The sequence below is a fragment of the Microbacterium sp. C448 genome, from assembly GCF_000582705.2.
GTDB classification, from domain to species: domain Bacteria; phylum Actinomycetota; class Actinomycetes; order Actinomycetales; family Microbacteriaceae; genus Microbacterium; species Microbacterium lacus_A.
Genome location: NZ_HG779626.1, coordinates 43947 through 70316, shown reverse-complemented (window position 1 = coordinate 70316; position 26370 = coordinate 43947). Strand labels below are relative to the sequence as shown.

The window sequence follows — 26370 nt, the reverse complement described above, 5'->3', positions numbered from 1 at the left end:
GTGATCGTCGAGCACGTCAGCCTGGTTGATTTTCGTAACTACGCGACCGCGGAAGTCGCGTTGGTCGCGGGACCCAATTTGTTCGTCGGCCGGAACGGACAGGGCAAGACGAACCTCGCCGAGGCGATCGCCTATGTCGCCACCCTCGGTTCGCACCGGGTTTCGGGTGATCAGGCCCTTGTCCGCGCGGGCGCGGAATCGGCGATTCTGCGGATTCGTGTCGCGCACGCCGAGCGAAGCGTCCAGCTCGAGGCGCAGCTGAACCGGACCGGACGCAATCGCGCGCGGGTGAACGGCGTCGATGTTCGCCCGGCCGAGCTTCCGCGCTACGCGCAGGTTGTCGTCTTCGCTCCCGAAGACCTGGGTATCGTGCGCGGTGATCCGTCCGCCCGACGCCGCTTCGCGGACCAGCTGCTCGTGCAGCGTTCTCCGCGGATGGCCGGGGTCCTTGCGGACTATGACCGGGTCCTGCGTCAGCGCGGGGCACTCCTCAAGTCCGCGCGAGCGCGCGGAATCCGGGGGGATGCGCTGTCGACACTGGACGTGTGGGACGACAAACTCGTCGCGCTCGGGTCGGAGATCATCGACGCGCGTCAGGTGCTCGCGAGCGAACTCGCGGCACCGATCGAGGCCGCATACGCCGCGATTGCCGGCGAGGACCACCACCCGGAGCTCGAATGGGTGCTGTCGGTTCGCGGCGCGGACCCGGAAGATGGCGACGAAGCCGGAAGTACGACGCCGATCGGGGCAACGGCGGAACTCTTCCGCGAGGCGTTGGCGCAGAAGCGCACGGCGGAGCTGGAACGTGGGCTCACCCTCGTCGGTCCGCATCGCGACGACCTCCGTCTGAGTATTCGGGGTCTGCCGGTCAAGGGCTACGCCTCGCACGGTGAATCGTGGTCGGTCGCCCTCGCCTTGCGGCTCGCTTCGGCGCAACTGTTGCGCGCCGAGTCGCGCAGTGGCGATCCCGTGCTGATTCTCGATGACGTTTTCGCTGAGCTGGATGCCCAGCGGCGCGCGCGGCTGTCCGACCTCACGGCCCAGTTCGAACAGGTCATCGTGACCGCAGCCGTCTGGGAGGACGTGCCCGAGGCACTTCGGCTTCGGACGGTCCGGATCGAGAACGGGCGCATCGTTCCCGATCCCTCCGTTCCGCCCGATGAGGCATCCGGTGTCTGAGGAGGACTCTCCGCCGGCGGGGGAGGAGACGGTCGAGGCCCCTTCCCTGACGGTTGCGACGTACTTGCGATTGCGGGGGATCGCGGCACCGAGATCACGCAAGCGTCGCAGGATTCGGGATGCCGAGGGCGAGAACGTTCCGTTTGCGCCGGGACGCGATCCCCATGGTCTCGGGGATGTCATGGCCGATCTGACCCGGGAGGCCGGCTGGAATACGCATCTGGCGAGCGAGGACGTACTGCGACGCTGGGCGGATGTCGCGGGATCTCAGACCGCGGAACACGCTCGTCCGGTCTCGCTCGAGGGCGGAATCATGACGGTTCAGTGCGATTCGACGGCGTGGGCGCGGCAGCTCTCGAGTCTGCGCGCCGAGATCCTGACGCGGATCATCCGCGAGCACCCGGATGCGGGCATCACGGCGGTGCGCTTTGTGGGGCCGGACGTTCCCTCGTGGAAATGGGGCCCCAGGACTATTCCAGGGCGCGGTCCACGCGATACCTACGGCTGAATGAGCATTTGGGGTGCCGCAAGCGATTTCATCCCCGGAGAGAGGCGTGTGATGCGAAATATCGGTCCTCGCTCCGATAGACTGAGAGAGACGACTTTCCCTATTTGGAGCGCTTCTTCTCTATGATTTCTGACTCATTCGATGGCGCTCAATCCGGCAGCAAGACCTCGCCCGAACCTCACGCGTACGGCGCGGACGAGATTCAGGTTCTCGAGGGGCTCGAAGCGGTACGCAAGCGCCCCGGTATGTACATCGGTTCGACGGGTCCCCGAGGGCTGCATCACCTGGTGTACGAGATCGTCGACAACTCTGTGGACGAAGCACTGGCCGGCTACTGCGACACGATCGATGTCACGATCCTGCCCGACGGCGCGGTACGCGTGATCGACAACGGGCGAGGCATCCCCGTCGACATCCACCGCACCGAGGGAAAATCGACCGTCGAGGTCGTGCTGACCGTTCTGCACGCGGGTGGCAAGTTCGGCGGCGGCGGGTACGCGGTGTCCGGTGGTCTGCACGGTGTCGGATCGTCGGTCGTCAACGCGCTTTCGTCGCGCCTCGAGGTCGAGGTTCGACGTCAGGGATATGTCTGGCGCCAGTCTTACGGCGGAGGCGGTGTACCCAAAGCGCCCCTCGAACGCGCTGAAGAGAGCTCCGAAACCGGGACGACGATCACGTTCTGGCCGGACGAGACAATCTTCGAAACGGTCGACTTCGACTACGACACACTCCGCACCCGCTTCCAGCAGATGGCCTTCCTGAACAAGGGTCTGCGGATCGACCTGCACGACGAGCGGCCCGAGAAGGCGTACGACGAAGAGGTCGAGGGTCAGCTGGTCCTGCAGCAGCCGACCGATAGCTTCCTCTACGAGCGCGGCCTCGTCGACTATGTCGAATATCTCAACAAGGTGCATAAGGCCGAAGCGGTCAACGACGTCATCATCGACTTCGAGTCCGAGGCTCCGGACAAGAAGATCGCCATGGAGATGGCGATGCAGTGGACGACGAGCTACACCGAGAACGTGTTCACCTACGCGAACACCATCAACACGCACGAGGGTGGCACGCACGAAGAGGGTTTCCGCGCCGCTCTGACGACCCTCGTCAACAAGTACGCGCGTGCGAACAACCTTCTCAAGGAGAAGGACGAGAATCTGTCGGGCGATGACGTCCGCGAAGGCCTGACGGCGGTCATCTCGGTCAAGCTCTCCGAGCCGCAGTTCGAGGGTCAGACGAAGACCAAGCTCGGTAACACCGAAGCCAAGGCCTTCGTGCAGAAGGTCGTCGGCGATCAGCTCGGCGATTGGTTCGACCGCAACCCGACGCAGGCCAAGAACATCATTCGCAAGGCGATCGACGCGGCGACCGCCCGACTCGCTGCGCGCAAGGCCCGCGAGACGGCACGACGCAAGAGTGTGTTCGAGTCGGCGTCGATGCCCGACAAGCTCAAGGACTGCACCAGCAAGGATCCCTCGATCAGCGAGATCTTCCTGGTGGAGGGTGACTCGGCCGGCGGTTCCGCGGTGCAGGGACGCGACCCCCACACGCAGGCGATCCTCGCGCTCCGTGGAAAGATCCTGAACGTCGAGCGCGCGCGCATCGACCGTGCTCTCGGCAACAACGAGATCCAGGCGATGATCCAGGCGTTCGGCACCGGCATCGGCGAAGACTTCGACATCGCCAAGTCGCGGTACCACAAGGTCGTTCTGATGGCTGATGCCGACGTCGACGGCCAACACATCACGACCCTTCTCCTGACCCTCCTGTTCCGCTACATGCGCGGGCTCATCGAGGCGGGGTATGTGTATCTCGCGCAGCCACCGCTGTACCGCCTGAAGTGGTCGAACTCGGCACACGAGTACGTCTATAGCGACCGCGAGCGCGACGCGCTGCTGACCGCCGGTTTGGCCGAGGGCAAGCGAATCCCGAAGGACAACGCGATCCAGCGCTACAAGGGTCTCGGTGAGATGAACGACAAGGAGCTCTGGGAGACCACGATGGACCCCCAGACCCGCACGCTCTTGCAGGTGACGATCGAGGATGCCGCGGCCGCCGACGAGATCTTCTCAACCCTGATGGGCGAGGACGTCGAATCCCGACGCACATTCATTCAGCGGAACGCCAAGGATGTCCGGTTCCTCGATATCTAGATCCGCCATCTAGGTCCGACATCCGGATCCCGCCGAACCTGACGCAGACGAAGAAAAGACGACATGACTGACGAAGACCGCCCCGACGCAACGCCGGTTCACGATCACGGCCGGATCGACCAGGTCGACCTGCAGTCCGAGATGCAGCGCAGCTATCTCGACTACGCGATGGCCGTTATTGTCGGCCGCGCACTGCCGGACGTTCGTGACGGGCTGAAGCCGGTCCACCGCCGCGTGATCTATGGCATGTACGACGGCGGCTTCCGTCCTGACAAGGGCTTCTCGAAGTGTGCCCGTGTTGTCGGCGAGGTCATGGGTCAGTACCACCCACACGGTGACTCGCCGATCTACGACGCGCTTGTGCGTCTCGTGCAGCCGTGGTCGCTGCGCTACCCGCTCGCCGACGGTCAGGGCAACTTCGGGTCTCCCGGCAACATGGGGGCGGCCGCGCCCCGCTACACCGAGACCAAGATGGCGACGCTCGCGCTCGAGATGGTGCGCGACATCGAAGAAGAGACCGTTGACTTCCAGGACAACTACGACGGTCGCACGCAAGAGCCGACGGTTCTGCCCGCGCGTTTCCCGAACCTGCTGGTCAACGGCTCCGTCGGTATCGCGGTCGGTATGGCGACGAACATCCCGCCGCACAACCTGCGCGAGGTCGCCGACGGTGTGCTGTGGTCGCTCGAGAACCCGGATGCCTCGCGAGAAGAGCTTCTCGAAGCCCTGATGCAGCGGGTGCACGGTCCAGACTTCCCGACCGGCGCGCAGATCCTGGGTGTACGCGGGATCCACGAGGCGTACCGGACGGGACGCGGCTCGATCACGATGCGCGCCGTCGTTTCGGTGGAAGAGATCCAGGGCCGCACGTGCCTGGTCATCACCGAACTGCCGTACCAGGTCAACCCCGACAACCTCGCTATCAAGATCCGCGACCTCGCCCGCGACGGCAAGATCTCGGGCATCGCGGACATCCGCGACGAGACCTCGGGCCGTACGGGTCAGCGTCTCGTGATCGTGCTCAAGCGCGATGCGGTCGCGAAGGTCGTGCTGAACAACCTGTACAAGCACACGCAACTGCAGGAGAACTTCGGCGCGAACATGCTCGCGATCGTTGACGGTGTGCCCCGCACGCTCTCGCTCGACGCTTTCGTGTCGCTGTGGATCACGCACCAGATCGAGGTCATCGTTCGGCGGACGACCTACCGCCTGCGTAAGGCCGAAGAGCGTATGCACATCCTGCGCGCCTACCTGAAGGCGCTCGACGCTCTCGACGAGGTCATCGCGCTCATCCGTCGTTCGCCGTCGGCCGACGAAGCGCGTGTGGGCCTTCAGAAACTCCTCGACATCGACGACCTGCAGGCTCGTGCGATCCTCGAGCTGCAGCTGCGGCGCCTCGCGGCCCTCGAGCGTCAGGCGATCATCGATGAGGCCGAGAAGATCACGGCGCAGATCGTCGACTTCCAGGACATCCTCGCCAGTCCCGTTCGTCAGCGCACCATCGTCCGCGATGAGCTGACCGAGATCGTGGCCAAGCACGGCGACGACCGCCGCACCGAGATCCTGATGGGCTTCGACGGCGACATGTCGATGGAAGACCTGATCCCCGAAGAAGAGATGGTCGTCACTGTCACCCGTGACGGCTACATCAAGCGCACTCGCAGTGACAACTACCGCGCCCAGCATCGCGGCGGCAAGGGCGTGAAGGGTGCGCAGTTGCGCGCAGACGATGTCGTCGAGCACTTCTTCGTCACCACGACTCACCACTGGCTGTTGTTCTTCACGAACAGAGGCCGCGTGTATCGCGCCAAGGCGTACGAGCTGCCCGAGGCCGGACGCGACGCCAAGGGACAGCACGTCGCCAACCTGTTGGCGCTGCAGCCGGGCGAAGAGATCGCGCAGGTGCTCGACATCCGCGATTACAGTGTTGCGACCCACCTGGTGCTGGCCACGCGCGGCGGCTTGGTCAAGAAGACGCGTCTGACCGAGTACGACACGAACCGCCAGGGCGGCATCATCGCGATCAGCCTGCGCGAGGGCGACGAGCTCGAGAGCGCGCTGTTGGTCGAGGCGGACGACGACATCCTGCTCATCTCGCGTCACGGCATGTCACTGCGCTTCACGGCGGACGACGATGCGCTGCGTCCCATGGGTCGCTCGACGGCCGGGGTCAAGGGCATGTCGTTCCGCGGAAACGACAGCCTGTTGTCGGCGAGCGTCGCCCCCCAGAACGGCGGCGCTGCCGGTCACTACGTCTTCGTTGTGACCGACGGAGGCTACGCCAAGCGCACCGCGGTGGCCGAATATCGGGGTCAATCACGAGGCGGACTCGGCATCAAGGTGGCCAAGTTGAGCGACGATCGGGGTGTGCTCGCGGGCGGTTTGATCGTGGGTGAGGACGACGAGGTCTTGGTGGTTCTTGCCAGCGGCAAGGTGGTACGCTCCTCCGTGGCCGAGGTGCCCGCCAAGGGTCGCAACACGATGGGTGTCGTGTTCGCCCGTCCCGGCGACGACGACCGGATCATCGCGATCGCCCGTAACGGGGAGAGGAGCGTCGACGTGGAGCAGCCGGTCGAATCCATCCCCACCGACATCGCCGAGTCGACACCCGTTACGCCCACGGAAGAGAGTTCTGACGCATGAGCACCGTTGCCGACAAGCTGGCCAAGAAGTCGAGCCGACAGGGGAGCTCCAAGCAGGTCCGCCTGCGACTCGTCTACATCGACTTCTGGTCGGCTGTGAAGCTGTCGTTCCTTGCTGCTGTCGCGATCGCCATCGTGACCGTGGTGTCGTTCTTCCTGATCTTCATGGTCGTGCAGACGACGGGCCTGATCGGACAGTTCGACGAGTTCTTCCAGAGCTTCTCCGAGAACGGAGTCCGCATCTCCGATCTCGTGGGCCTACCGCAGGTCATGGCGTTCGCCGCCGTGGTTGCGATCCTCAACCTGATCGTCGTCACGGTGCTCGGTGCTGTGGTCGCGGGTATCTACAACCTCGCGGTGAAGATCACGGGCGGCCTGCTCGTCGGATTCACCTCGAACTGATCGCGGCGGATCACACCACCCCGCTGGTTCCCAGCAGGGAACCGATCAGCCACGTCACGGCCAGCGCGAGCGTTCCTCCGACGACCAGTCGGAGGACGGCGCGGCCGCGGCTCGCACCACCGAGGATGGCGGAGACCCATCCGGTGATGGCGAGTGCAATCAGCACTGCGCCGAAGGTGACCGGCACTCGCCAGTCGGGCGGCGGAAGCAGTATCGCCAGCAGTGGCAACAGGGCGCCCACGGTGAACGCCACGGCCGAAGACAAGGCGGCCTGCCAGGGGCTGACCAGATCATCCTGGTCTATGTGCAATTCGACTTCGAGATGAGCCGCGAGAGCGTCGTGCTTCGTCAGCTCCTCGGCCACTCGCCGGGCCGTCTGGTCCGTCAAACCTCGCGACCGGTAGAGGCCCACGAGTTCTTCGAGCTCTTCTTCGGGCATATCGCGCAACTCAGCCGTCTCTTTGGCGATCAGGGCGCGTTCGCTGTCGCGCTGGCTACTCACCGAGACGTACTCGCCGAGCGCCATCGAGATCGCGCCGCCCACGAGCCCCGCGATTCCGGCAATGAGGAGGGCCGACGAGTCCGTGGTTGCACCGGCAACCCCGACCACAAGCGCGGCGACAGAAACGATGCCGTCGTTGGCTCCGAGCACGCCCGCGCGGAGCCAATTGAGGCGCTGACCGATACCGCCCGAATGTGCCTCGCCGACGTGACCGGCTACCTCATCTGTCATGGGCTCAGTCAATCGCTTCGGCATGCAAACGACAACGCCACCCGCGATTCGCGCCGAGCGCGCAGGTCGGGTAAAGTCTTGGAGGTTGCGGGGCTATAGCTCAGGCGGTTAGAGCGCTTCACTGATAATGAAGAGGTCCCAGGTTCAAGTCCTGGTAGCCCCACCAATCCGTCCCCGCGGGGCCTTAGCTCAGTTGGTAGAGCGCCTGCTTTGCAAGCAGGATGTCAGGAGTTCGATTCTCCTAGGCTCCACAGTTTTTCTGGTCAACAGCGACTGAGGATGGTGCCGTGGCCATGGACATCCGAGTCGCGGCCTATGGCGTCATTCTCGACTCCTCCGGCCGCGTCCTTTTGGCCCATTGGAACGAGGGTCGTCGCGCCGCGTGGACGCTGCCGGGCGGAGGGCTCGAAGAGGGCGAAGATCCGACGGATGCCGCACGCCGCGAGATCCGGGAAGAGACGGGCTACCGCGTAGCGGTCGGCGACCTCTTGGGTATCCACTCCCGCGTCATCCCGGCCTCGCGCAGGATCCCGTTGGGACCGCCGGATCCCCTCCACGCTTTGCGCATCGTTTACCGGGCGCGAGTCACGGGTGGTCGACTGCGCAATGAGGTGGGCGGATCGACCGATCGAGCGGACTGGTTCACGCTCGCGTCCATTCGCTCGCTGCATCGCGTCAAGCTGGTGGATATAGCGCTCGGCATGGCCGGACTGATCTGACTCGTCAGCCGTTCGGTTGCGAGATGTCGGCCACGGTTGCACCGAGCGCACGGAGCAGGGCGTCTGAGTCGGCGAAGAGGCTGTAGCCGTGAGCGCCGGCTCCGAGAGCCACGCGCCCCGAGATGTTCTCGTCGGCGTAGACGGGCCACGCTGTCGAACTCCCGAGGGGAACGATCGTGCCGCGTTCATATCCGGTCGCAGCGAGGGCTCGTTCCGGATCCGGCAGTTGCAGCTTGTTCACGCCCACGACGGCGCGCAACTTCGCCCACGCGATCTGCCGATCCCCGGGAATCAAAGCGAAGAGGTAGGTGTCGTCACTTCGTTTCACGACGAGAGTCTTGACGATGTTTCGTGGCTCAACGCCCAGCAAGCCGGCAGCCTCATGGATGCTGCCGGCTTCCGGACGCTCGCGGATCTCGATGTCGAGACCCAGATCGGATGCCGCCGACCGCACACGTGCGGTGGCGGCATCCGGATCACTCATCGGGGGAGCGAAGCGGGTCGTCCGCGACCCAAAGCTCGTCGTCGGCACGCAGTGTCTGCCACGCGGCGTACAGCACACCAGCAGCGGCGATCACTCCGAGGACGATCGCGATGACACTGCCCGTGCTCATGCCGGGCTTCTTGGGCTCCAGCACGGCGAGCTTCTTCGACAGGGCCTTGGTGGCCTTCTTGCTGTACGAATCCGCATTCTTACCGAACGTGCGGGCGTCAGGTAGCGAGAATCCGCGGCCACTCGCCAGGCGGGAACGGGTGTCGTTCGCGGCGTCCCATACGGAAAGCGCGCCCCCCACGACTCCGCCGACCGCCGGCACGACGCGGTGTTCGAGGACGTCACGACTGACCTTTGCGCTCTTGTGAACCACGGGCATGACGCGCTGTTCGTACGTCGCCTGGACGGCGGGGCCGACCTGCTCACGTGAGTAGTTTCCGAGCTGACGGCTCGCTTCACGGGCGATACCTGCGGCTTCTCCTACGAGCACCTGCTGCGTCTGCCACACTTTGTTGGCGGAATCCTGCAGCTTGCGGAGCTCTTTCTTGCGCTTACGACTCAGGCCCACGGCTGCCTCCTTGTTCGTCGGGGGCGACGATGCGCCCCTCCCCATCTTGCCACGGTGAGCCCGCGAGGCCAGAGTTCGCGGCAAACTCCTATGCCAGAATGGATCAATGCCGCATCACACCGCTGTCGCCACACTCCACACCAACCACGGCGACATTGTCGTCAACCTTTACGGTGACCACGCTCCCCGCACGGTTCGCAACTTCATCGGGCTCTCCGACGGAACCGGCGAGTGGACCGACCCCGCCACGGGCAAGCCCGGCGAAGGCGCCCTGTACACCGATGTGGTCTTCCACCGCATCATCCCCGGTTTCATGATCCAGGGCGGCGACCCGCTCGGACAGGGCACCGGAGGACCGGGGTACAACTTCGACGACGAAATCAGCCCCGAGCTCAACTTCAACGCGCCCTACGTGCTGGCCATGGCCAACGCGGGCCTGCGTCGCAACGCCATCACGGGCAAGGCCGAGGGCACGAACGGCTCGCAGTTCTTTATCACGACCGACCCGACCCCGTGGCTGCAGGGCAAGCACACGATCTTCGGGGAGGTCGCGGACGACGCTTCGCGCGCAGTGGTCGACGCCATCGGTGCCGTCCCCACAGCGGGCGGCGACCGGCCGATCGAGCCCGTCGTGCTGCAGTCGGTCGACATCGCTACGGTCTGACGCATCGCGTGAGCACTGACGGGGCACATAATCCCGAGGACTTCTGCTACCGGCATCCCGATCGCCGGAGCTACGTGCTCTGTCAGCGCTGCCTCCGCACCATCTGCCCCGAGTGCCAGACACAGGGAGCGGTCGGGGTCATCTGCCCCGAGTGCATGAAAGCACAGCGGGCGGACACACCGCCGGCCGTCCGGCGCGCACGCGCATCGGTCCGCGCAATGAGCGGTCGTCCGTGGGTGACGTATTGGATCATCGGGGTGACGGCCGCCCTGTTCGTGCTCGACTACATCCCCGGGCTCGACCTGAAGAGCGCGTTCTTGTTCAACAGCGCCTACCTCGATCCTTCGCTCGGGTTCTTCCAGCCGTGGCGAGTCTTCACCGACATGCTGGCGCACTCCGGGCTCTGGCACGTCGGTCTCAACATGCTGGCCGTCTGGATGATCGGACGAAGCCTTGAGCCGCTGCTCGGCCACATCCGATTCCTTCTGCTGTACCTCCTCTCGGGCCTCGCGGGTTCGGTCGCGGTCGCGCTGCTCGCGCCGCTGACGTCCGTGATCGGTGCATCGGGAGCGGTCTTCGGATTGCTCGGCGCGCTACTCGTGATCGGTCGGCACATCGGCGCCAACATCACCGGCATCCTGATCATCGTCGGCATCAACCTGGTGATCGGGTTCTTGCCGGGCTTCTCGATCTCGTGGCAGGCACATGTCGGCGGTCTCGCCGCGGGGGCGCTCGCGGGTCTGATCTTCGCGCGAACCCGTCGTGCCGATCAACGTGGGTTGCAATACGGTCTGCTCGCCGGGCTCGCCGCGGTGCTCCTGGCGCTCTGCGCGGTGCCCGCGCTCATCGGCTGAGAGCCGTTGTCCACAGGGTTCTGCACAGCTGTGGAGAATTACACGCGTGTAAGTAGTTCTCTCAGCGCCAACGTGTCGTCATCAAAAAGCCGATGAGGGCGATGCCGAAGCCGATGGCCAGATTCCATGCGCCGATACCAGGAACGGGCAGTGTGCCGTTACTCAGGTAGAAGACGAGAACCCAGGCGAGGCCTAGGAGCATAAAGCCGACCATGACCGGCAGGAACCAAACGGGATTGGGGGCGTCGACGTCGCGACGGGGCGCGCCGGGGTCGACGTCGTCAGATCGGGACATGAGGGCCATTGTAGCGGGGAGGCCGTGCACAGCACTCAGCCCCACACAGCACAGTGGCCTAGGATCGGCGCGTGGATATACGCGAACCGGGGGGACAGCGAGCAGCTGCCGATCCGGCGAGCTCGGAGACGGTCGTACCCTCGGACGCGGCCACACGGCGGGGTCATGCTCGGCGCGCTCGCAAGATCAGTGTCATCGGGGTCGCCGGCGAGTTGCTTCTGACAGCGGGCGTTGTCGTGCTGCTGTTCGTCGGGTGGCAGATGTGGATCGGCGATCAGATCGCGGCGGCCCAGAACAGGGCGGATGCGCTGGCACTCGCGGAAGAATGGCAAGACTCTCCGCCACCCATTGCGGACCCGAGCCCGTCTGCGACAGTGGCGCCTGACGAGCCTGAAGAGCCCGCCGCACCCATCGAACCCGTCATCGCGGCCGAGCCCGACGATGGCGAAGAGTTCGGCATCATGTATGTCCCGCGCTTCGGAGCGGACTTCGCTGCGCGCATCGGTGGCGGCGTCTCGCGTGCCCGCACCCTCGACACGATCGGAATCGGGCACTACCCGGGCACCCAGATGCCGGGCGAGGTCGGCAACTTCGCCGTCGCCGCCCACCGCACCGGTTTCGGCGGGGCGCCGTTCTACGCGATAGACGAGCTGCGCGTCGGTGATTCGATCATCATCGAGACCCAGGACGGCTGGTACACGTACCGCTTCCGCACGCTCGAGTACGTGCGGCCTTCGGCGGTGGACGTACTGGCCCCGGTGCCGCAAGACACGCTCACGGGTGCGGGTGGGCGCTACTTGACCATGACGAGCTGTTCGCCCAAGCACACCATCGCCGAGCGCATCATCGCGTACTCGGTCTTCGAATCCTTCCACCCTCGGGCGGACGGGCCTCCCGAGGGTGTACCTGGGGCGCCTGTCTCTGAATCGGCGGTGTCCTGATGTACGGCGCACTGTGGCGTGTACTGCCCGGTCCGTGGTGGATCCGGACGCTGATTCTGCTCGTGGCTGCTGCGGCGATCGTCTACGCGTTGTTCTTCTACGTCTTCCCCGTCGTCGCGGTATGGATCACGCCCGAAGAGGTCACGGTCCAGTGACGTTCCGCGTTCTGGTCGTCGACAACGACGACAGCTTCGTCTTCACGCTCGTCGACTATCTCGCCCAGCTCGGCGCGCGGGTGGAGGTCGTCCGGAGCCGGGACATCCCGGTTGGATCCGTACGAGACATCGTGGGCAAGCACGATGCGGTTCTGCTCTCGCCGGGACCGGGGTCACCGGGCGAGGCCGGCGCCTCCATCGAGATCGTCCGCGCCGCGGAAGAGATGCGGATGCCCCTGCTCGGTGTCTGTCTCGGGCACCAGGCCATCGCCGAGGCCTTTGGTGGCGTCGTGTCTACGGCCGCCGAGCTGATGCACGGCAAGACCTCGACCGTCGTGCACGACGGCAGCGGTCTGTTCGACGGCATCGTGCAGCCGTTCACCGCGACGCGGTATCACTCGCTCGCCGTGCTGGAGGGTTCTCTTCCCTCCGAACTCCGCGTGACCGCGCGAACAGATGGCGGCGTCATCATGGCGCTCGAACATCGCGAAGCGCCGCTCCGCGGCGTTCAGTTCCATCCCGAGAGCGTGCTCACCGAGGGAGGGCACCGTCTGCTCGCGAACTGGCTCGCCGAGTCGGGCATGCCTGATGCTGTCGCCGCGGCGGACGGCAAGCATCCGCTCGTCGGCTCTGCGTAGCCGGCTCTTCGCTCTCAAGTCGCGGCCCGCTCCGCGGAGCGTGGTTACGGGGCGACGCCCGTGCAGACCGTCAGCGCGATCGTCGAACCGACCGCTGCTTCGCCCGGCGGAATCGACTGCTGCGTGACGATCTCGGGATCCGTCGCTACACAGCTCGGGTCTTCGATGCGGCTGACCGTAAGCTGGATGCTCGGCCCGGTGATGCTGTCCGTCGCCGCCTGCAGTGTGAATCCGACGTAGTTGATGATCGGCACCCGCCCGGTCGCGGTCACGAGGTTGACCGTCGACCCGACGATGACGCTCTCTTCCGCGACGGGCGATGACGAGATGACCGTGCCCTCGCCCTTGCCCGGCACGCTTCGCGACGTGATCTGCCCGACCGTGAGCCCGGCTGCTTCTATCGCGGCGCGGGCGTCTGCCTCGGACAAGCCCTCGAGGGGCGGGACAGGTGTCGTTTCCGCGCCCGTCGAGACGTACACGGTGACGTCCTGGCCCACGGTGACGCCGACGCCCGCCGCCGGGACGGTGCGCACGACCGAACCCTCGGAGACGGTGTCACTCGCCTCATCACGGCGGACCGCATTCAGGTCTGCTTCGGCGAGGGCGCTGTTCGCTGCCTCGTACGTCTGACCGACGACGGAGGGGACGACCCGGGCCGTAGAGGGAACCTCCGATTGCGGCTGGATCGTGACGATCCAGAAGAAGAGAGAGATGATCACCACCGCGAGCACGGCGACCCCGGTCCAGATCCAGGCCGCGGGAGGTCCGCTCTGCGTGCGGGCCATGGTGTCGTCGGTGCTCAACTGACGCAGCGAGCGTGCGGTCTCCGCCGCCTGGCGGGGGTTCGCGCCGTACAGCTCGGTGGTCAGTGCGCCGAGCTGACGCTTGCTGGGTGCGGCGCCGCCGACAGCCGCCGACAAAGCGCCGCGGAACTGCTCGGCAGACTGGTATCGCTGGAACGGATCCTTCGCGAGTGCACGCAGCACGACCGCATCGAGCGCGCGTGAGACGTCGGGATTGAGTTCGGAGGGAGCATCCGGTGTCTCGCTCACGTGCTGGTAGGCCACCGCGACCGGGGACTCGCCCCGGAACGGAGCGCGACCGGTGAGGAGCTCGAACAGCACGACGCCCGTCGAGTACAGGTCGGCGCGTCCGTCGACGGCCTCACCCTTGGCCTGCTCGGGAGAGAAGTACGCGGCCGTACCGAGGATCGCGGTCGTGTCGGCGACGGTGGACGACGAATCCGAGACCGCTCGCGCGATGCCGAAGTCCATCACCTTGACCTGTCCCGCGTCGGTGATCATCACGTTGCCGGGCTTGATGTCGCGGTGGACGACACCCGCGCGGTGCGAATACTCCAGCGCCTCGAGGATCCCGTCGACGTAGCGCACGGCGTCGGCCTCGGGAACCGGGCCGGCGTCGATGACATCCTTCAGAAGGGCGCCCTCGACGAGTTCCATCACGATGTACGGGACCGGATGCGTCGATCCGTCGCCGTCGCGCTCGGTTTCTTCTCCCGCGTCGAACACGCGCACGATCGTCGGGTTCGCCATCCGCGACGCCGCTTGGGCCTCCAGGCGGAATCGCGTGCGGAAGGCCGCATCGTCTGCCAGCTCGCGCTTGAGCATCTTGATCGCGATGGCGCGACCGAGTGTCAGGTCGTAGCCGCGGTAGACGGAAGCCATTCCCCCGCGCCCGACGAGCTCGTCGATGCGATATCGACCGGACAGCACGCGTGGCTCATTCGTCACGGGGTACTCCTCGTCGATGGGGAAGGGGGACTTCCTAGCCTAGGCGGCGGCTATGGATCGGATTGCGGCGACGCGACGGAGCGGGTCAGGGCGCCGGTGGAGTCGGCGTGGCCTCGGCCGCGGTGATCGTTGCCGCGGCTTCCGGCGAATCCGGGGAGTTCCGGTCGCCGCCCGGTCCGCCCGTGCACGTCACCGTGTACTTGACGATGAGCGACTGGCCCGTGTTCTCGCTGACCTCGATCGGTGCGGTCCGCTGGTTGGCGGCGATCACGATCGACGACTGCCCGTTCGAGAACAGGCCGTTCGAGGCCGTCAGGTTGTACGAGAGTACCGACCCGGTACCCGCGGCGCAGCTGTACCCCGACCACTGGACGTCGACGGTGTCATTTGCCGTGACGGTGGTGACGGGTGCTCCGCCGTCCTGGATCGTCGGGGCGCCGGGAGTGTTCATCGGGGTGATCGAGGCGTACCGCGTCAGCTCGATGGTCGTGCCCTGGGCGACATTGGGGCCGGAGGGGTTCACGTCGTAAACGAGCCCCACTTCACCCTCCGTCGTCGCCGCGTTGCCGTCGACGCACGAGGAGTTCATGCCGGCGTCCGTCAGGATCTGACGCGCCGCCTCGCACTCCTGGCCGACGAGATCGAGCGCGTCGACATTCACCGTCGTGGGCGTCGGCACGGGCTCGGTGCTCGAGGTGGACGGAGTCGGCGCGGTTGACGAGGGTGAGCCTGTCGGATCCGCGCCGCCGCCCTGGTTCGCCAGCAGCGCCCAAACGGCACCGCCCAGTACGAGCAGCAGCAGAACGATCAGGGCGACCAGGGGCCAGGTCCACGGGCTGCGCTTGCGCGGCGGGGCTTCGTCGACCGCCGTCGCCGTGGCTCCCGTGGCATCACCCGGCGTGAGAAGGCGCGTGGCGGCATCGAGGGGTGCCGCAGCGGTCAGCAGTTGAGTTGCCTCGTCCGTCGCGACGACACCCGTGGCGATCGCCGGGATCGCGGCGGCGGCCGCCGCGATGTCCCCGCGACGCAGGGCGGTGGCGGCGCGCGCGACGACGGCGGTGGAGCTCGGGCGGTCGTCCGGCTTCTTCGCGATCATGGCGAAGACGAGGTTCTGCACCGGGACCGCGACGGTGGGCGGCAGCGGAGGTGCCTGCTCGTTGATCTGCGCCATCGCGATCGCGACCTGCGACTCGCCCGTGAAGGGACGCTTGCCGGCCAGGCATTCGTAGGCGACGATGCCGAGCGAGTAGATGTCGGTCGCCGCTGAGGCCGGGTGGCCCGAAGCCTGCTCGGGCGAGAGGTACTGCACGGTTCCCATGACCTGGCCCGTGGCCGTCAGGGGCACCTGGTCGGCGATGCGGGCGATACCGAAGTCGGTGATCTTCACGCGACCGTCGGGCGTGATCAGCAGGTTGCCCGGCTTGATGTCGCGGTGCACGAGGCCCGCCGCGTGGGCGGCCTGGAGAGCGGCGGATGTCTGAGCGACGATATCGAGCGTCTTGTCGGTCGACAGGGTGCCGTCGCGCTCGAGGATCGTCGACAGGGCCTCGCCGGGAACGAGTTCCATGACGAGGAAGGCGCTGCCGTTCTCTTCGCCGTAGTCGAAGACGCTCGCGATGCCCTCGTGGTTGACGAGGGCCGCGTGCCGAGCCTCGGCGCGGAAGCGCTCGAGAAAACCCGGGTCGCCCATGTACTCGTCTTTGAGGATCTTGATCGCGACGGTGCGGCCGATGACGTGGTCGGTGGCCTCCCAGACCTCGCCCATGCCACCGATGGCGATGCGCGAGATCAGTTCGTAGCGGCCGCCGAAGGACACTCCCTGTGTGGGTCTCATCGCTCCAGCACCGCCTCCATGACCGCCTTGCCGATCGGGGCCGCGAGCAGATTCGATCCGCCTTGCTGGCCCCGCCCTGCGCCGTTCTCCAGCACAACCGCGACCGCTACCTGCGGGTCATCCGCGGGCGCGAAGCCCGTGAACCAGAGGGTGTACGGAGCGGTCGCACCGTTCTCCGCCGTGCCGGTTTTTCCAGCCACCTCTACGCCGTCTATTCTTGCACCCGACGCCACGCCGTTCTGGACATTCGCCACCATCATCTGGGTCATGGTTGCTGCATCCTCTTCACTCAGGGCGGTTGCAAATTCGGTGTCATCGAAGGTCTGTTGCACCGACAGGTCGGGGCCGATCACGCGGTCGACCATGCGGGGGTTCATCACGACGCCGTCGTTCGCGATTCCGGCCGAGACCATCGCCATCTGCAGCGGGGTAGCGCGGACATCGCCCTGCCCGAAGCCCGTGAGAGCCGTCGGGGCGTCCTCGAGCGCACGCGGGTACGTCGACGCGGTTGATTCGAGCGGCATCGTGAACGACGAGTTGAAGCCGTACTTCTCGGCCTCTTCGCGGATCGCGTTGTCGCCCAGTTCTACCGCGAGCTGCGCCATCGGGATGTTGCACGAGAGGCGGAGGGCGTCGGCCAAGGTGACAGTCTCGCCCGGCCCGCAGGTGCCGCCGCCGGAGTTGTTGATGAAGTCGGACGATCCGGGCAATTGCCATTGCGCGGGGTTTGCGAACGTCGATTCGGGCGTGTAGCGACCCGAAGACAGTGCGGCCGAGGCGACGACGAGCTTGAACGTCGAGCCCGGCGGGTTGAGTGTCCCCGCGATGGCGCGGTTCGAGAGGGGACGCAGAGGGTCGAGGTCGAGCACGTCGAAGGCTTCATTGACCTCGGACGAGCTGTGCGCGGCGAGCAGGTTGGTGTCGAAGCTGGGGGTCGTGACCATCGCGAGGATGCGGCCGGTGGACGGCTCGATCGCGATCACCGCACCCTCGTAGCCCTGCAGGGCATCCCAGGCGGCCTGCTGCGCGCGCGGCAGAAGACTGGTCGCGACATTGGAGCCCTGAGGCTTCTGGCCCGTGATGATCTGATCGAGGCGCTGCAGGAACTGCGACCCCGACGTGCCACTGAGCTCCTGGTTCATCGCGCTCTCGAGCCCGGTCCGGGAGTTCAGCAGCGGGTTGATGTACCCCGTGACGGGGGCCCACATCGCCGCATCGGTATAGACCCGCTGGAACGAGTAGATGTCGTCCGAGGGCACCGAATACGCGATGGCCGCACCATCCGCGATGATCGCGCCGCGCTGCACCTGGTAGGCGTCGTACAGCGCACGCGTGTTCGCGGGATTCTCGGCGAGGGCGTCGACCTGAACGACCTGGATCCAGCTGGTCGCACCGAACAGCGCGAGGAACATCGCGAGGATGACGACCGATAGGCGGCGAAGTTCTTTGTTCATCCGATGACCACCCGGGGACGTGAGCGCACGGCGTCCGAGATGCGCAAGAAGAGAGCGACGATGAGCCAGTTCGCGACGAGGGACGAGCCACCGGCAGCGAGGAAGGGCGTGGTCAGCCCCGTCAGCGGGATCAGGCGGGTCACGCCGCCGACCATGATGAAGACCTGCAGGGCGATCGTGAACGCCAAACCGGTCGCGAGGAGCTTGCCGAAGTCATCCTGTCCGGCGAGTCCGATCCGGATGCCTCGGCTGACGAAGAGCATGTACAGGCACAGGATCGCGAAAACACCGATGAGACCGAGCTCTTCGCCGAGGCTCGGGACGATGTAGTCGCTCTGCGACAGCGGCGTCAGATAGGGACGACCCTGGCCGAGCCCCGTGCCGATCAGGCCGCCCTGCGCGAGTCCGAAGATGCCCTCGACGAGCTGGAAGCTGCCCCCGGTGCGTTCGATGACCTCGGGATCGAAGGCGTGCCACCAGGCCGAGATGCGCGACCCGACGTACGTCATGACCTGCGAGGCGATGAACACACCGGCGAACGCGAGGCCCAGCCCGATCACGACCCAGCTGGTGCGGCCCGTCGCGGTGTAGAGCATCGCGATGAACATGCCGAAGATCAGTACGCCGGTGCCGAGGTCGCGCTGCAGCACGATGATCGCGAGCGAGACGACCCAGATGATCAGCAGCGGCCCGATCTCGCGTGCACGCGGCCAGGTCATGCCGAGAAAACGGTGGCCGGTTGAGGTGAGGCTCTCGCGCGTGCGGACGAGGTAACCGGCGAAGAAGATCGCCAGGGCGATCTTCGCCAACTCAGCGGGCTGGAAACTGAAGAAGCCACCGATCGAGACCCAGACTGCCGCGCCCGTGCCTTCCCGAGCCAAACCGGGGATTGCCGGCAGGAGCAGCAGAACGAGCCCCACGAATCCCGAGACGTAGGTGTATCGGAAAAGCACGCGGTAGTTGCGCAACAGGATGACCACGGCCACGGCACCGGCGACGGCGATGCCGGTCCAGGCGATCTGGCGGGTGGATGCACCATCCCAGCCCTCGGCGTCGATGGCGATATCGATGCGGTAGATCATTGCGAGGCCGAGGCCCGTGAGGGTCGTTGCAATCGGTACGACGATCGGATCCGCGTTGGGTGCCCGGAACCGCAGCACGATGTGCAGCGTGAGTACCAAGACGGCGAGGGCACCGAAATAGTAGAGGATCGTCCACTCGATGCCACCGATCGCACCCAGCTGCACGAGGGCGACCGCGGATCCGCTCACCGCAAAGGCGAGCAGCAGCAGACCGAGCTCGCGGTTGCGCTGGGTCTGAGGCATCCGGAGCGTGCGGAGCGCCTTCATGACGGTCGTGTCGGCCTTGAGTTCGGCGGTATCGCCTTGTTGGGTCGAGGTCACGGGTTCACCCCCAATGGCTCGGTTGTGGCGCGCAAACGTTCGACGATCTCACGGGCCTCGGTCAGCGTCTCCGCCGAAACGGTCGACTCGACCGCCTGTCGCGTGAATTCGTCCAGGTCGTCGAGATCGATGCCCGTCTCTTCGTAGACCTCGGACAGCGAGATCGGGCCGATGTCCTGCTGAATGCCCCGGTAGACGACGACCATCTCATGATCGGCACCGACGAAGAATCGCGTCTGCGTCCACGAGTATGCGAGGAATGCGCCGACGACGAGCAGCGCGGCCACGACCACGGCGCCGACGATCCAGCCGATCCGGCGACGACGGGCACGGCGACGGTCTTCTTCGATGAGTTCTTCGAGAAACTCGGCCGCCGGCTCGAAGTGCGTCGGTTCGTTCGCAGCCTGACGATTGGGGTGCAGCCAGCTGCTGCGACCCGGGCGCGCGGCGGGAACATCGAAGTCGAGCGGGGTCGACGCCGAGCCGACGATGGTCGGCGTTCCCACCACGACGGGATGAGATCCGCCCACGTCGACGATGACGATGGTGACGTTGTCGGGTGCGCCGGCGTCGAGGGCCTGCTTCAGCAGCACGTCGGCGGTGCGCTGGGGTGTGAGCCCCTGCGCGAGGGCCTTCGCCGTGTGGGGATCGTCGACGACGCCGGAGAGACCGTCCGAGCACAGCAGCCATCGGTCACCGGGCTGAGTCGCCATGATGAACGTGTCGACGTCGGGGTGGGCGTCCATATCGCCGAGCACGCGCATGAGCACGGAGCGCCGGGGGTGGAAACGCGCCTCTTCGACGGTGATGCGGCCCGAATCGACGAGGCGCTGGACGAAGGTGTGGTCGGTCGTGATCTGTGTGAGCTGATCGTCACGGAAGAGGTAGATGCGCGAGTCCCCGATGTGGGCGATGACCGCATGGTCGTCGATCATCAAGAGCGCGCTCACCGTGGTGCCGAGCCCCGAGAGCTCGGGCCGCTGCTCGACCGTATCGATCAGAGCGGATGCCGTTTCGGTGATCGTGTCGCGCAGCACGCGCTCGGCTTCGGCGGTGCTCGCGAAGGGCCGATCGAGGTCTTCGAGGTGCCGGATCGCGATGGATGATGCGACATCGCCGCCCGCGTGACCACCCATGCCGTCGGCGACGACATAGAGGTTGGACCCGGAATAACCCGAGTCCTGGTTGTTGGAGCGCACCTTGCCCGTGTGGGACAGGGCCGCCGCGGAGCCCTCGAAGACCATCAACTACTTCCGCAGCTCAAAGGTGGTCGCGCCGACCTTGATCGGCGCGCCGATCGTCACCGGGGTAGGGGCCTGTACGCGGGCGCCGTCGTGCCAGGTGCCGTTCGTCGAATCGAGGTCCTGAATCATCCACTGCTCGCCCCACAGCACCAGGCGCGCGTGATGGCTGGAGGTGTAATCGTCGCGGATTACCAGGCCCGATTCGCTCGAGCGACCGATCGTCAGCGGTTCGTTCGTCAGGGGGAGTTCGAGCCCGGCCTTCGGCCCGGAGGTGATCACGATGCGTTGGACCGATTCGGTGGTCGCGGCGCCGCCCTTCTTTCCGGGACGTGAGGGAGAGGGTGGCGCCGCCGGGGCGGGCGTCGATGGGGCGCGTGGCGCGGCGGGGGGAGGGACCTGCGCGGTGGCTGAAGCAGCTGCCCCCGCGGCGCCTGCTCCTGCGACGGCGGCTTCATCCGCGGGCTCAGGCATCCGTCGCACGCGAACGCCGAAGAGATCCGCGCGCATCGAATAGACGACGACGAAGACGAAGGCCCACAGCAGGAGAAGGAAGCCGATCCGCAGCAGGAGGAGTGTGAGCTCGCTCATCGCGCCCCGTTTCCGCCGAGCGCGTCGAAGGCTCGGGTCACATCGGCGGGCGGCGGTGGCGGCGGCTTCGGGGGTCGCGCCTGCGCGACGACGCGGAAGACGATGTCGGTGCGTCCGATCCGAATCGTCGAGTCCGGCTCGAGCGCGGCCTGCGTGACGCGTTGCCCGTTGAGGGAAGACCCGTTGGTCGATCCGAGGTCGCGGACCATGGCGCGCTCGCCGTCCCACAGGATCTCGACGTGCTTCCGGCTCGTGCCGGCGTCGGGGATCGTGATGTCGGCGTCGCTGCCGCGGCCGATCACCGTTCGGCTCGAGGTCAGGGGGTGACGTTTGCCATCAATGTCGACCACGGCACGCCACGAAACGCGGCCCTCTTCGGTGGTGGAGCTGACGCGCAACGTTCCCGCCGCGAGATTCGGGTCGATGCCAAGTCGGATGCTGACGGCACCCGCAAATGTGTAGCCCTGTGCCTTCGCGTGCTTCTGCACGAGCGTGTCGAGCTCGGTCAGCAACGTGTCGCCGAGCGCCACCATCTTGGAGTGGTCGTCGGGCGAGAGCTCAACGATGAAGGTATTGGGTGCGAGGATGCGGTCGCGGCTGACGACCGCGGCCTTCTTGTCGAGCTCGCCGCGCAGGGCGGAGGCGATCTCAACGGGTTGGATGCCACTGCGAAAGGTGCGCGCGAACGCACCGTTTACGGCGCGCTCGAGACCCTTCTCGAAGCTGTCAAGTAGACCCACGGGGCTCCTCAGGCGGGGCGGATGGTAGGCCCATCGTAGTCAGCGAGGCTGGATAGGCCCCGACGATCGGGGAGTTGTGCACGATAGGGCTGTCCGTCGCGGGAGGAGATCGGCGCGAGAGGAGGGCTCTACTGCGTTCATGGTCCTCCTCAGCCGCCGGAATCCTCGTCTCGCGCTGCCGTAGACCCGTGATATTCTCGCAAGGTTGAGTTTTGGGGCGTTCGTCCCGAGATTCGCGCGAGTGGCGGAATAGGCAGACGCGCTGGCTTCAGGTGCCAGTGCCCGAAAGGGCGTGGGGGTTCAACTCCCCCCTCGCGCACCAGAGATGTCGAGAGGTTCGAGACATCCGGTGGCGCAGCTGGCCCAGAGTCCTTCGGGATTACTGGGCCAGAGTCGTATCAGGCGAGCGGATGCTGCTCGCGCACGATCCGCTCTGCCTCATCTGCGTCGCGCGCAAGGAATGCGTCGCGCAGGCGCACGAACGAATCGGCGCGCAGGATCGGATCATCGGGGTGCGGGGTCCACCCGACGAGTAGGCGCGCGACGGGCAGGTGGATCTCGCGGAGCGTCTGGATGAGCATCCGATTGCGCGATACATGCGTGATTCGCCGGAACAGCGCGACCATGAGCGTCGACAGCTCACGCGGATCGGCGTCGGCGGCCGCGACCGCGACCTGATCGAGGATCTCGCTGATCTCCGCGAGCTCCTCATCCGTCGCTCGCATCACGGCAAGACGGGCCGCGACTCCGCTGAGCTGACCGATGTACTCGATGGCTTCCGCGCGGCTGGAATCGTCGGGAATCGTCACCCGGGTATAGCGGTGGGCTGCAATCTCGAGCAGGCCCTGATTGGCGAGGCGTTGGATGGCCTCACGTACCGGGGTGCGGGAGATCCCGTACAGGTCGGCGATCTCGACATCGCGGATGCGCTCGCCGGGCGCCAGGCGCCCGTCGAGGATGGCGCGAGCGAGCAAGGCATATACGTCGTCGGCCAGCGCGGAACCGCTGGCCTCGAGGCGTTCAGCGGGTGCATCAAGGGGCATTTCGGGTGCCTTTTTCGGGTAAGGCACGGCGGAAACCCGCCGCTTGAATAATTCGAGTCATCTTACGCACGGGCGCAAGGTACCGGCAGTGAGGGTCGCCTTCCTCGCGAGGAGCGGGGCCCGCGAGAGGACCTCCGTGGTCACGTTCGGGCAACGTTTGTGTCTCCTTCTTCCGAAGGCATTGCGCGATGTTGCCCTGATCGGGGTAGCGTGGTACCACAACCCCGCGGATCTTCGGACTCGCGGACTATACCCGCGTGGCTCCGGCTAGCGCGGCTGAAGAGAATGGCAAGGCATGTCTAGCACGGGAACCGTCAAGTGGTTCAACGCCGAAAAGGGTTTCGGCTTCATCGCCCCCGATGAGGGTGGCGCCGACGTCTTCGCGCACTACACCGCTATCCAGGCGGGCGGCTACCGCTCGCTCGAGGAGAACCAGCGCGTGGAGTTCGAGACGGCTCAGGGCCCCAAGGGTCTGCAGGCCGAGAACATCCGCCCCGTCTAAGGGCGAATCACACAAGGACGCACTCCGGAGCTCACGCTCTGGGGTGCGTTCTGCTTTTCCGGCGTGGTCTCAGTCGTGGCGGAGCATGTCGACTCCGGCAGCGGCGAACTGGCGGAGGGTCGCGTCCGGCAGGAACGCGCGCGTGAGCCCCGCCGCGATCCGGGTCAGGTCTCCCTCGTCGCGGTACAGCAGGTAGATGGGCTCGTAGCGCGGATTGAACTTCGTCTTGAAGCGGTGCAACGACCGGAACCCGTAGACGGGCTCGAGCGCGCTCGAAAGCGAACCCAGCAACTGGGCGATCGCGCCCTCGTCCGGTGTCACCTCGTGCGCGAGAGGTGCGCCCGATAGCGAGAGCGTCAGCGCACCCTCCGCCGCGAAGTCCCGCGCGGACGATCCGATCAAGAACTCCATGACCGGCCCGAAGCCGCCCTCGCGGCGACGCATGAGGTCCAGGGTCCAGCCGTGCACAGCGCCGCCGGGTCCGTAGACCGGCAGCCACGACAGAAAGCCGTCGACGTCGCCATTCGGGGCGATCGCGAGCGCCAGACGCACGTCGGGATCCGCAGCCTCTTGCAGGGTGCCGAGCGTGAACCGCATTTCGGGCAGGCCCTTGTCGCCGACCCACGACTCCGAGATCGCGCGCAACTGCTGACGCACGCCCCAGGGCTCCTCGGCCAGCGTCGTGAGTCGGAATGTCATCCCGTCGCGCTCGCCCCTGTTGAGCGCCTGGCGCACGTACGACCAGGCTTTGCCGGTGAACTCTAGCCCGGGCAGATCGACGATCGTGTCATCCGCGATGATCAGCGCGCGCCATCCGTCCGGCATCGCATCCCGGGTGACCTGGCTGCAACTGAAGAAGCACGGGATGAGTCCCTGGCCTTCGGTTGTACGGACATACGTGCTCACAGAATCGGGGACGGATGCCGGGGGCCCGAGCGGATCGGCGAGAGCGATCGCGACCCCGAGCCGCGGCTGGAAGGCGACCATGCCGTCGCCGGTGCGCAGGTAGCGAAGCCCCTCCCACGTTGCCATCCACGAGAGGTTGCCGCCGCCCTCCGCGCGGATCAGTGCGCGGACATTGTCGGTCGATACCGCGGATCCCTCACCGATGCGTCGGCGGCGGGTAGCGCGGAACGCCCGACGGGCCATGATGAGGTAGACGAAGAACAGCGCCCACAGCAGCGAGGTGGCGAGTGCGACATCCGGGTCGCCATAAACGTCGTAGACCTCGGCGGGGAAGAGCGCGAACAGGGTGATGATCGCGGCGGCGACCAGCAGGTTCACACCGGCCCACAGGACGGTGAGAATCCATGCCCACCGACGACCGAGACGGAGCCCGCGCGACACGAGCAGCACCACGACCGTGTCGATCGCCACGTCGAGCCACGGACCATCGAGCGGCGCGGTCGGCCCGAACGGCCCGTTCGTGGGCAGCAGCAGCGACAGGATCTGGATGACCGCGAGCGAGAGGATCACCGCGAACGCCAGCAGCCGCTGTTCGCGAACGGTGGTGCGCTGGATGCGGAACGAACGGTCGATCACGAGCACCAGCGTGATCGCGAAGGCGTGTTCGACATCGGCGAGTGAACCCAGCAGCAACAGGCTGATCGCCGCATACGCGAAGACGATGACCCAGCCGCGCTGGCGCCACGGCGCCGCGAGCAGACCGATGGAGGCGGCGATGCAGGCCATCGTTCCGCCGGACGCGCCGACATCGAGCTGCCCCGCGAGGGTTATCGCCCAGGGCCAGGGCAGGAGGCGGCCGAACATCAGGAACGCCGCCGCGGCGAAGATCGCGAAGAGCTGACCGAAACCGAAGTACAGCAGCGCGATGCGCGTACCCCGCTTCATCTCCAGGAAGCCGAGGCCGGCGAGGCTGAGAAGCGTGGGGATGTAGACGACGGGATGCGCGACGAAGAACGTGCCCGTGAAGGGTGTCCACCACCGACCCGCTTCGAGCGCGGGCAGACCGTACGCGACCGCCTCGAACCAGGGCTGTTCGGTGACCGGGCGCCAGAGACCCTGCCCGACGATGCCGACCACGACGATCAACACCAGCAGCGTCAGCGTCCCGGGCATGGCGCGGACGAGCCGCGCGAAGGTGCGTGCGGGGTGCGGATGTTTCGGGTCGCTCACGCTGTCAGGGTAGCGAGGGATGCCCGCCCCGGCGCCCTACGCGCCGGGAAGCAGGAGCGCGCGGAGGGCGTCCATGTCATCCGCGACGGCGGAGGCGCCCTCGGACTCGTGCGGCCAGCTGAAGCCCCAGCGCACGAAGATGACAGGCACGTCATGCACCGCGCCGCCCTCGACGTCGTGGTGTCGGTCGCCGATGAGCACGGGTCGGGACGTGTCGACTCCCGCGGCCTCGAGCCGGCGCAGGGCCTCGGCCACGATGTCGGACTTGGCACTCAGTGTCCGCTCATCGGGGGTTGCGCCCACGATGGTGGTGAAGTCGTCCGTCAGCCCGAAGAACTGCATCAGCTCTCGCACCTGGTTCTCGGGCTTGCTGCTCGCGGTCGCCTGGGGAACCCCATCGCGGTGCAGATCGTGGATCAGGTCGACGATGCCGGGGAAGGTCCGCGCCCCTGTCGTGTAGCCGTCGCGGGCCCCGAGCTCGCGATACCACGAGACCGCCGTCGTCGCCTCTTCGGGCGACATCCCGGCCTGGGCCTGGAAGGACTCGAACATGGGCGGACCGATCCAGTGCACCAGCTCGGCGCGCGTCGGCGCGGGTCGGCCGAAGTGCTCGAGCGTGATGGTCAGTCGGCGCAGGATGCCGTCCGAGGCATCCACGATCGTTCCGTCGACATCCCAGAGGATGCAGGACCAGGGGCAGATGTCGGGCATGAGATTCAGCCTACGGGGAGCCG

At 66.3% G+C, this 26370-nt stretch carries 26 protein-coding genes and 3 tRNA genes; 15 read left to right on the top strand and 14 right to left on the bottom strand.

Annotated elements, in window-relative coordinates; genetic code table 11:
• From recF to MIC448_RS04730, 5 genes are all read left to right on the top strand, one after another.
• Positions 1 to 1179 (top strand): DNA replication/repair protein RecF, encoded by a 1179-nt coding sequence (gene recF, locus MIC448_RS04750; protein ID WP_036296707.1) that lies wholly within the window; start codon positions 1 to 3, stop codon positions 1177 to 1179.
• A 181-nt stretch (positions 1180 to 1360) separates the two neighbouring features.
• Positions 1361 to 1687, top strand: a complete 327-nt coding sequence (locus MIC448_RS16360; RefSeq protein ID WP_243419902.1) for a DUF721 domain-containing protein — start codon at positions 1361 to 1363, stop codon at positions 1685 to 1687.
• A 122-nt stretch (positions 1688 to 1809) separates the two neighbouring features.
• The gene (gyrB, locus tag MIC448_RS04740) at positions 1810 to 3837 is read left to right on the top strand and encodes a DNA topoisomerase (ATP-hydrolyzing) subunit B (protein ID WP_051513141.1); all 2028 of its coding nucleotides are present in this window, start codon (positions 1810 to 1812) and stop codon (positions 3835 to 3837) included.
• A 63-nt stretch (positions 3838 to 3900) separates the two neighbouring features.
• The gene (gyrA, locus tag MIC448_RS04735) at positions 3901 to 6480 is read left to right on the top strand and encodes a DNA gyrase subunit A (RefSeq protein WP_036296703.1); all 2580 of its coding nucleotides are present in this window, start codon (positions 3901 to 3903) and stop codon (positions 6478 to 6480) included.
• The gene (locus MIC448_RS04730; protein ID WP_036296699.1) at positions 6477 to 6881 is read left to right on the top strand and encodes a DUF3566 domain-containing protein; all 405 of its coding nucleotides are present in this window, start codon (positions 6477 to 6479) and stop codon (positions 6879 to 6881) included. Before gyrA ends, MIC448_RS04730 begins: the two co-directional genes overlap by 4 nt.
• Before the next feature lie 10 nt (positions 6882 to 6891).
• Here MIC448_RS04730 and MIC448_RS04725 read toward each other — a convergent pair whose 3' ends face one another.
• Positions 6892 to 7614: a VIT family protein gene (locus MIC448_RS04725; protein ID WP_036296697.1), complete on the bottom strand. Its 723-nt coding sequence runs from the start codon at positions 7612 to 7614 to the stop codon at positions 6892 to 6894.
• A gap of 89 nt (positions 7615 to 7703) precedes the next feature.
• Here MIC448_RS04725 and MIC448_RS04720 point away from each other — a divergent pair.
• The 3 genes from MIC448_RS04720 (at position 7704) to MIC448_RS04710 (ending at position 8333) form a co-directional block, all read left to right on the top strand.
• Positions 7704 to 7780, top strand: a tRNA-Ile gene (locus MIC448_RS04720).
• 12 nt (positions 7781 to 7792) lie between these two features.
• Positions 7793 to 7865, top strand: a tRNA-Ala gene (locus MIC448_RS04715).
• A 42-nt stretch (positions 7866 to 7907) separates the two neighbouring features.
• Positions 7908 to 8333: an NUDIX hydrolase gene (locus MIC448_RS04710; protein ID WP_036296694.1), complete on the top strand. Its 426-nt coding sequence runs from the start codon at positions 7908 to 7910 to the stop codon at positions 8331 to 8333.
• Between the two features lie 4 nt (positions 8334 to 8337).
• Here MIC448_RS04710 and MIC448_RS04705 read toward each other — a convergent pair whose 3' ends face one another.
• Positions 8338 to 8817, bottom strand: coding sequence for an aminoacyl-tRNA deacylase (locus MIC448_RS04705; protein ID WP_036296691.1), 480 nt, complete (start codon positions 8815 to 8817; stop codon positions 8338 to 8340).
• Positions 8810 to 9394: a hypothetical protein gene (locus tag MIC448_RS04700; RefSeq protein WP_036296688.1), complete on the bottom strand. Its 585-nt coding sequence runs from the start codon at positions 9392 to 9394 to the stop codon at positions 8810 to 8812. The genes MIC448_RS04705 and MIC448_RS04700 overlap by 8 nt, the downstream gene beginning before the upstream one ends.
• A gap of 106 nt (positions 9395 to 9500) precedes the next feature.
• On the opposite strand from MIC448_RS04700, the gene MIC448_RS04695 reads away from it, so the two are divergent.
• The gene (locus tag MIC448_RS04695; protein ID WP_036296685.1) at positions 9501 to 10058 is read left to right on the top strand and encodes a peptidylprolyl isomerase; all 558 of its coding nucleotides are present in this window, start codon (positions 9501 to 9503) and stop codon (positions 10056 to 10058) included.
• A 218-nt stretch (positions 10059 to 10276) separates the two neighbouring features.
• Positions 10277 to 10912, top strand: coding sequence for a rhomboid family intramembrane serine protease (locus tag MIC448_RS04690; RefSeq protein WP_036296789.1), 636 nt, complete (start codon positions 10277 to 10279; stop codon positions 10910 to 10912).
• 61 nt (positions 10913 to 10973) lie between these two features.
• Here MIC448_RS04690 and MIC448_RS04685 read toward each other — a convergent pair whose 3' ends face one another.
• Positions 10974 to 11207 (bottom strand): cell division protein CrgA, encoded by a 234-nt coding sequence (locus MIC448_RS04685; protein WP_036296787.1) that lies wholly within the window; start codon positions 11205 to 11207, stop codon positions 10974 to 10976.
• A gap of 71 nt (positions 11208 to 11278) precedes the next feature.
• Here MIC448_RS04685 and MIC448_RS04680 point away from each other — a divergent pair, with 71 nt between their 5' ends.
• From MIC448_RS04680 to MIC448_RS04670, 3 genes are read left to right on the top strand one after another with little or no spacing between them, the layout of a single operon-like run.
• Positions 11279 to 12148, top strand: a complete 870-nt coding sequence (locus MIC448_RS04680; RefSeq protein ID WP_306342082.1) for a class E sortase — start codon at positions 11279 to 11281, stop codon at positions 12146 to 12148.
• A complete protein-coding gene (locus MIC448_RS04675; RefSeq protein ID WP_036296682.1) occupies positions 12148 to 12303 on the top strand; it encodes a hypothetical protein in 156 nt (51 codons plus the stop codon). The genes MIC448_RS04680 and MIC448_RS04675 overlap by 1 nt, the downstream gene beginning before the upstream one ends.
• Positions 12300 to 12941, top strand: coding sequence for an aminodeoxychorismate/anthranilate synthase component II (locus MIC448_RS04670; RefSeq protein ID WP_036296679.1), 642 nt, complete (start codon positions 12300 to 12302; stop codon positions 12939 to 12941). The genes MIC448_RS04675 and MIC448_RS04670 overlap by 4 nt, the downstream gene beginning before the upstream one ends.
• A gap of 44 nt (positions 12942 to 12985) precedes the next feature.
• Here the strand turns inward: MIC448_RS04670 and pknB are convergent, their stop codons facing one another.
• The 7 genes from pknB to MIC448_RS04635 all read right to left on the bottom strand — a co-directional run bounded on the left by pknB (position 12986) and on the right by MIC448_RS04635 (position 21955).
• Positions 12986 to 14692 (bottom strand): Stk1 family PASTA domain-containing Ser/Thr kinase, encoded by a 1707-nt coding sequence (gene pknB, locus MIC448_RS04665; protein WP_081766185.1) that lies wholly within the window; start codon positions 14690 to 14692, stop codon positions 12986 to 12988.
• A gap of 85 nt (positions 14693 to 14777) precedes the next feature.
• Complete coding sequence (locus tag MIC448_RS04660) at positions 14778 to 16526, bottom strand: serine/threonine-protein kinase (protein WP_036296676.1); 1749 nt, start codon at positions 16524 to 16526, stop codon at positions 14778 to 14780.
• Positions 16523 to 17980, bottom strand: a complete 1458-nt coding sequence (locus MIC448_RS04655; protein ID WP_036296673.1) for a penicillin-binding protein 2 — start codon at positions 17978 to 17980, stop codon at positions 16523 to 16525. The genes MIC448_RS04660 and MIC448_RS04655 overlap by 4 nt, the downstream gene beginning before the upstream one ends.
• Positions 17977 to 19329, bottom strand: coding sequence for an FtsW/RodA/SpoVE family cell cycle protein (locus MIC448_RS04650; protein ID WP_036296779.1), 1353 nt, complete (start codon positions 19327 to 19329; stop codon positions 17977 to 17979). The genes MIC448_RS04655 and MIC448_RS04650 overlap by 4 nt, the downstream gene beginning before the upstream one ends.
• 50 nt (positions 19330 to 19379) lie before the next feature.
• Positions 19380 to 20627: a PP2C family serine/threonine-protein phosphatase gene (locus MIC448_RS04645; protein WP_036296670.1), complete on the bottom strand. Its 1248-nt coding sequence runs from the start codon at positions 20625 to 20627 to the stop codon at positions 19380 to 19382.
• A gap of 3 nt (positions 20628 to 20630) precedes the next feature.
• Positions 20631 to 21215 carry an FHA domain-containing protein gene (locus MIC448_RS04640; RefSeq protein WP_036296667.1) on the bottom strand — a complete coding sequence of 195 codons (585 nt, stop codon included), beginning with the start codon at positions 21213 to 21215 and terminating at the stop codon, positions 20631 to 20633.
• Entirely contained in the window at positions 21212 to 21955 is a 744-nt protein-coding gene (locus MIC448_RS04635; RefSeq protein WP_036296664.1) for a DUF3662 and FHA domain-containing protein, read from the bottom strand. The genes MIC448_RS04640 and MIC448_RS04635 overlap by 4 nt, the downstream gene beginning before the upstream one ends.
• Positions 21956 to 22190: 235 nt before the next feature.
• On the opposite strand from MIC448_RS04635, the gene MIC448_RS04630 reads away from it, so the two are divergent.
• Positions 22191 to 22277 (top strand) — tRNA-Leu (locus tag MIC448_RS04630).
• 76 nt (positions 22278 to 22353) lie between these two features.
• Here the strand turns inward: MIC448_RS04630 and MIC448_RS04625 are convergent.
• Entirely contained in the window at positions 22354 to 22998 is a 645-nt protein-coding gene (locus MIC448_RS04625) for a GntR family transcriptional regulator (RefSeq protein WP_036296660.1), read from the bottom strand.
• A gap of 295 nt (positions 22999 to 23293) precedes the next feature.
• Here MIC448_RS04625 and MIC448_RS04620 point away from each other — a divergent pair, with 295 nt between their 5' ends.
• Positions 23294 to 23500, top strand: a complete 207-nt coding sequence (locus MIC448_RS04620; protein WP_036296657.1) for a cold-shock protein — start codon at positions 23294 to 23296, stop codon at positions 23498 to 23500.
• 69 nt (positions 23501 to 23569) lie between these two features.
• Here MIC448_RS04620 and MIC448_RS04615 read toward each other — a convergent pair whose 3' ends face one another.
• Entirely contained in the window at positions 23570 to 25636 is a 2067-nt protein-coding gene (locus MIC448_RS04615) for a bifunctional lysylphosphatidylglycerol flippase/synthetase MprF (protein ID WP_036296653.1), read from the bottom strand.
• Positions 25637 to 25672: 36 nt separating this feature from the next.
• The gene (locus tag MIC448_RS04610) at positions 25673 to 26347 is read right to left on the bottom strand and encodes an HAD hydrolase-like protein (RefSeq protein ID WP_036296651.1); all 675 of its coding nucleotides are present in this window, start codon (positions 26345 to 26347) and stop codon (positions 25673 to 25675) included.
• Positions 26348 to 26370: the final 23 nt, after the last annotated feature.

Excerpts from the sequence above, each read along its gene's own strand:
- MIC448_RS16360 (WP_243419902.1), top strand. The coding sequence starts at position 1,361 with ATGGCCGATCTGACCCGGGAGGCCGGCTGGAATACGCATCTGGCGAGC.
- gyrB (WP_051513141.1), top strand. The coding sequence starts at position 1,810 with ATGATTTCTGACTCATTCGATGGCGCTCAATCCGGCAGCAAGACCTCG.
- gyrA (WP_036296703.1), top strand. The coding sequence starts at position 3,901 with ATGACTGACGAAGACCGCCCCGACGCAACGCCGGTTCACGATCACGGC.
- MIC448_RS04730 (WP_036296699.1), top strand. The coding sequence starts at position 6,477 with ATGAGCACCGTTGCCGACAAGCTGGCCAAGAAGTCGAGCCGACAGGGG.
- MIC448_RS04725 (WP_036296697.1), bottom strand. The coding sequence starts at position 7,614 with ATGACAGATGAGGTAGCCGGTCACGTCGGCGAGGCACATTCGGGCGGT.
- MIC448_RS04710 (WP_036296694.1), top strand. The coding sequence starts at position 7,908 with ATGGACATCCGAGTCGCGGCCTATGGCGTCATTCTCGACTCCTCCGGC.
- MIC448_RS04705 (WP_036296691.1), bottom strand. The coding sequence starts at position 8,817 with ATGAGTGATCCGGATGCCGCCACCGCACGTGTGCGGTCGGCGGCATCC.
- MIC448_RS04695 (WP_036296685.1), top strand. The coding sequence starts at position 9,501 with ATGCCGCATCACACCGCTGTCGCCACACTCCACACCAACCACGGCGAC.
- MIC448_RS04690 (WP_036296789.1), top strand. The coding sequence starts at position 10,277 with ATGAGCGGTCGTCCGTGGGTGACGTATTGGATCATCGGGGTGACGGCC.
- MIC448_RS04685 (WP_036296787.1), bottom strand. The coding sequence starts at position 11,207 with ATGTCCCGATCTGACGACGTCGACCCCGGCGCGCCCCGTCGCGACGTC.
- MIC448_RS04675 (WP_036296682.1), top strand. The coding sequence starts at position 12,148 with ATGTACGGCGCACTGTGGCGTGTACTGCCCGGTCCGTGGTGGATCCGG.
- MIC448_RS04660 (WP_036296676.1), bottom strand. The coding sequence starts at position 16,526 with ATGAGACCCACACAGGGAGTGTCCTTCGGCGGCCGCTACGAACTGATC.
- MIC448_RS04655 (WP_036296673.1), bottom strand. The coding sequence starts at position 17,980 with ATGAACAAAGAACTTCGCCGCCTATCGGTCGTCATCCTCGCGATGTTC.
- MIC448_RS04650 (WP_036296779.1), bottom strand. The coding sequence starts at position 19,329 with ATGAAGGCGCTCCGCACGCTCCGGATGCCTCAGACCCAGCGCAACCGC.
- MIC448_RS04645 (WP_036296670.1), bottom strand. The coding sequence starts at position 20,627 with ATGGTCTTCGAGGGCTCCGCGGCGGCCCTGTCCCACACGGGCAAGGTG.
- MIC448_RS04640 (WP_036296667.1), bottom strand. The coding sequence starts at position 21,215 with ATGAGCGAGCTCACACTCCTCCTGCTGCGGATCGGCTTCCTTCTCCTG.
- MIC448_RS04625 (WP_036296660.1), bottom strand. The coding sequence starts at position 22,998 with ATGCCCCTTGATGCACCCGCTGAACGCCTCGAGGCCAGCGGTTCCGCG.
- MIC448_RS04620 (WP_036296657.1), top strand. The coding sequence starts at position 23,294 with ATGTCTAGCACGGGAACCGTCAAGTGGTTCAACGCCGAAAAGGGTTTC.
- MIC448_RS04610 (WP_036296651.1), bottom strand. The coding sequence starts at position 26,347 with ATGCCCGACATCTGCCCCTGGTCCTGCATCCTCTGGGATGTCGACGGA.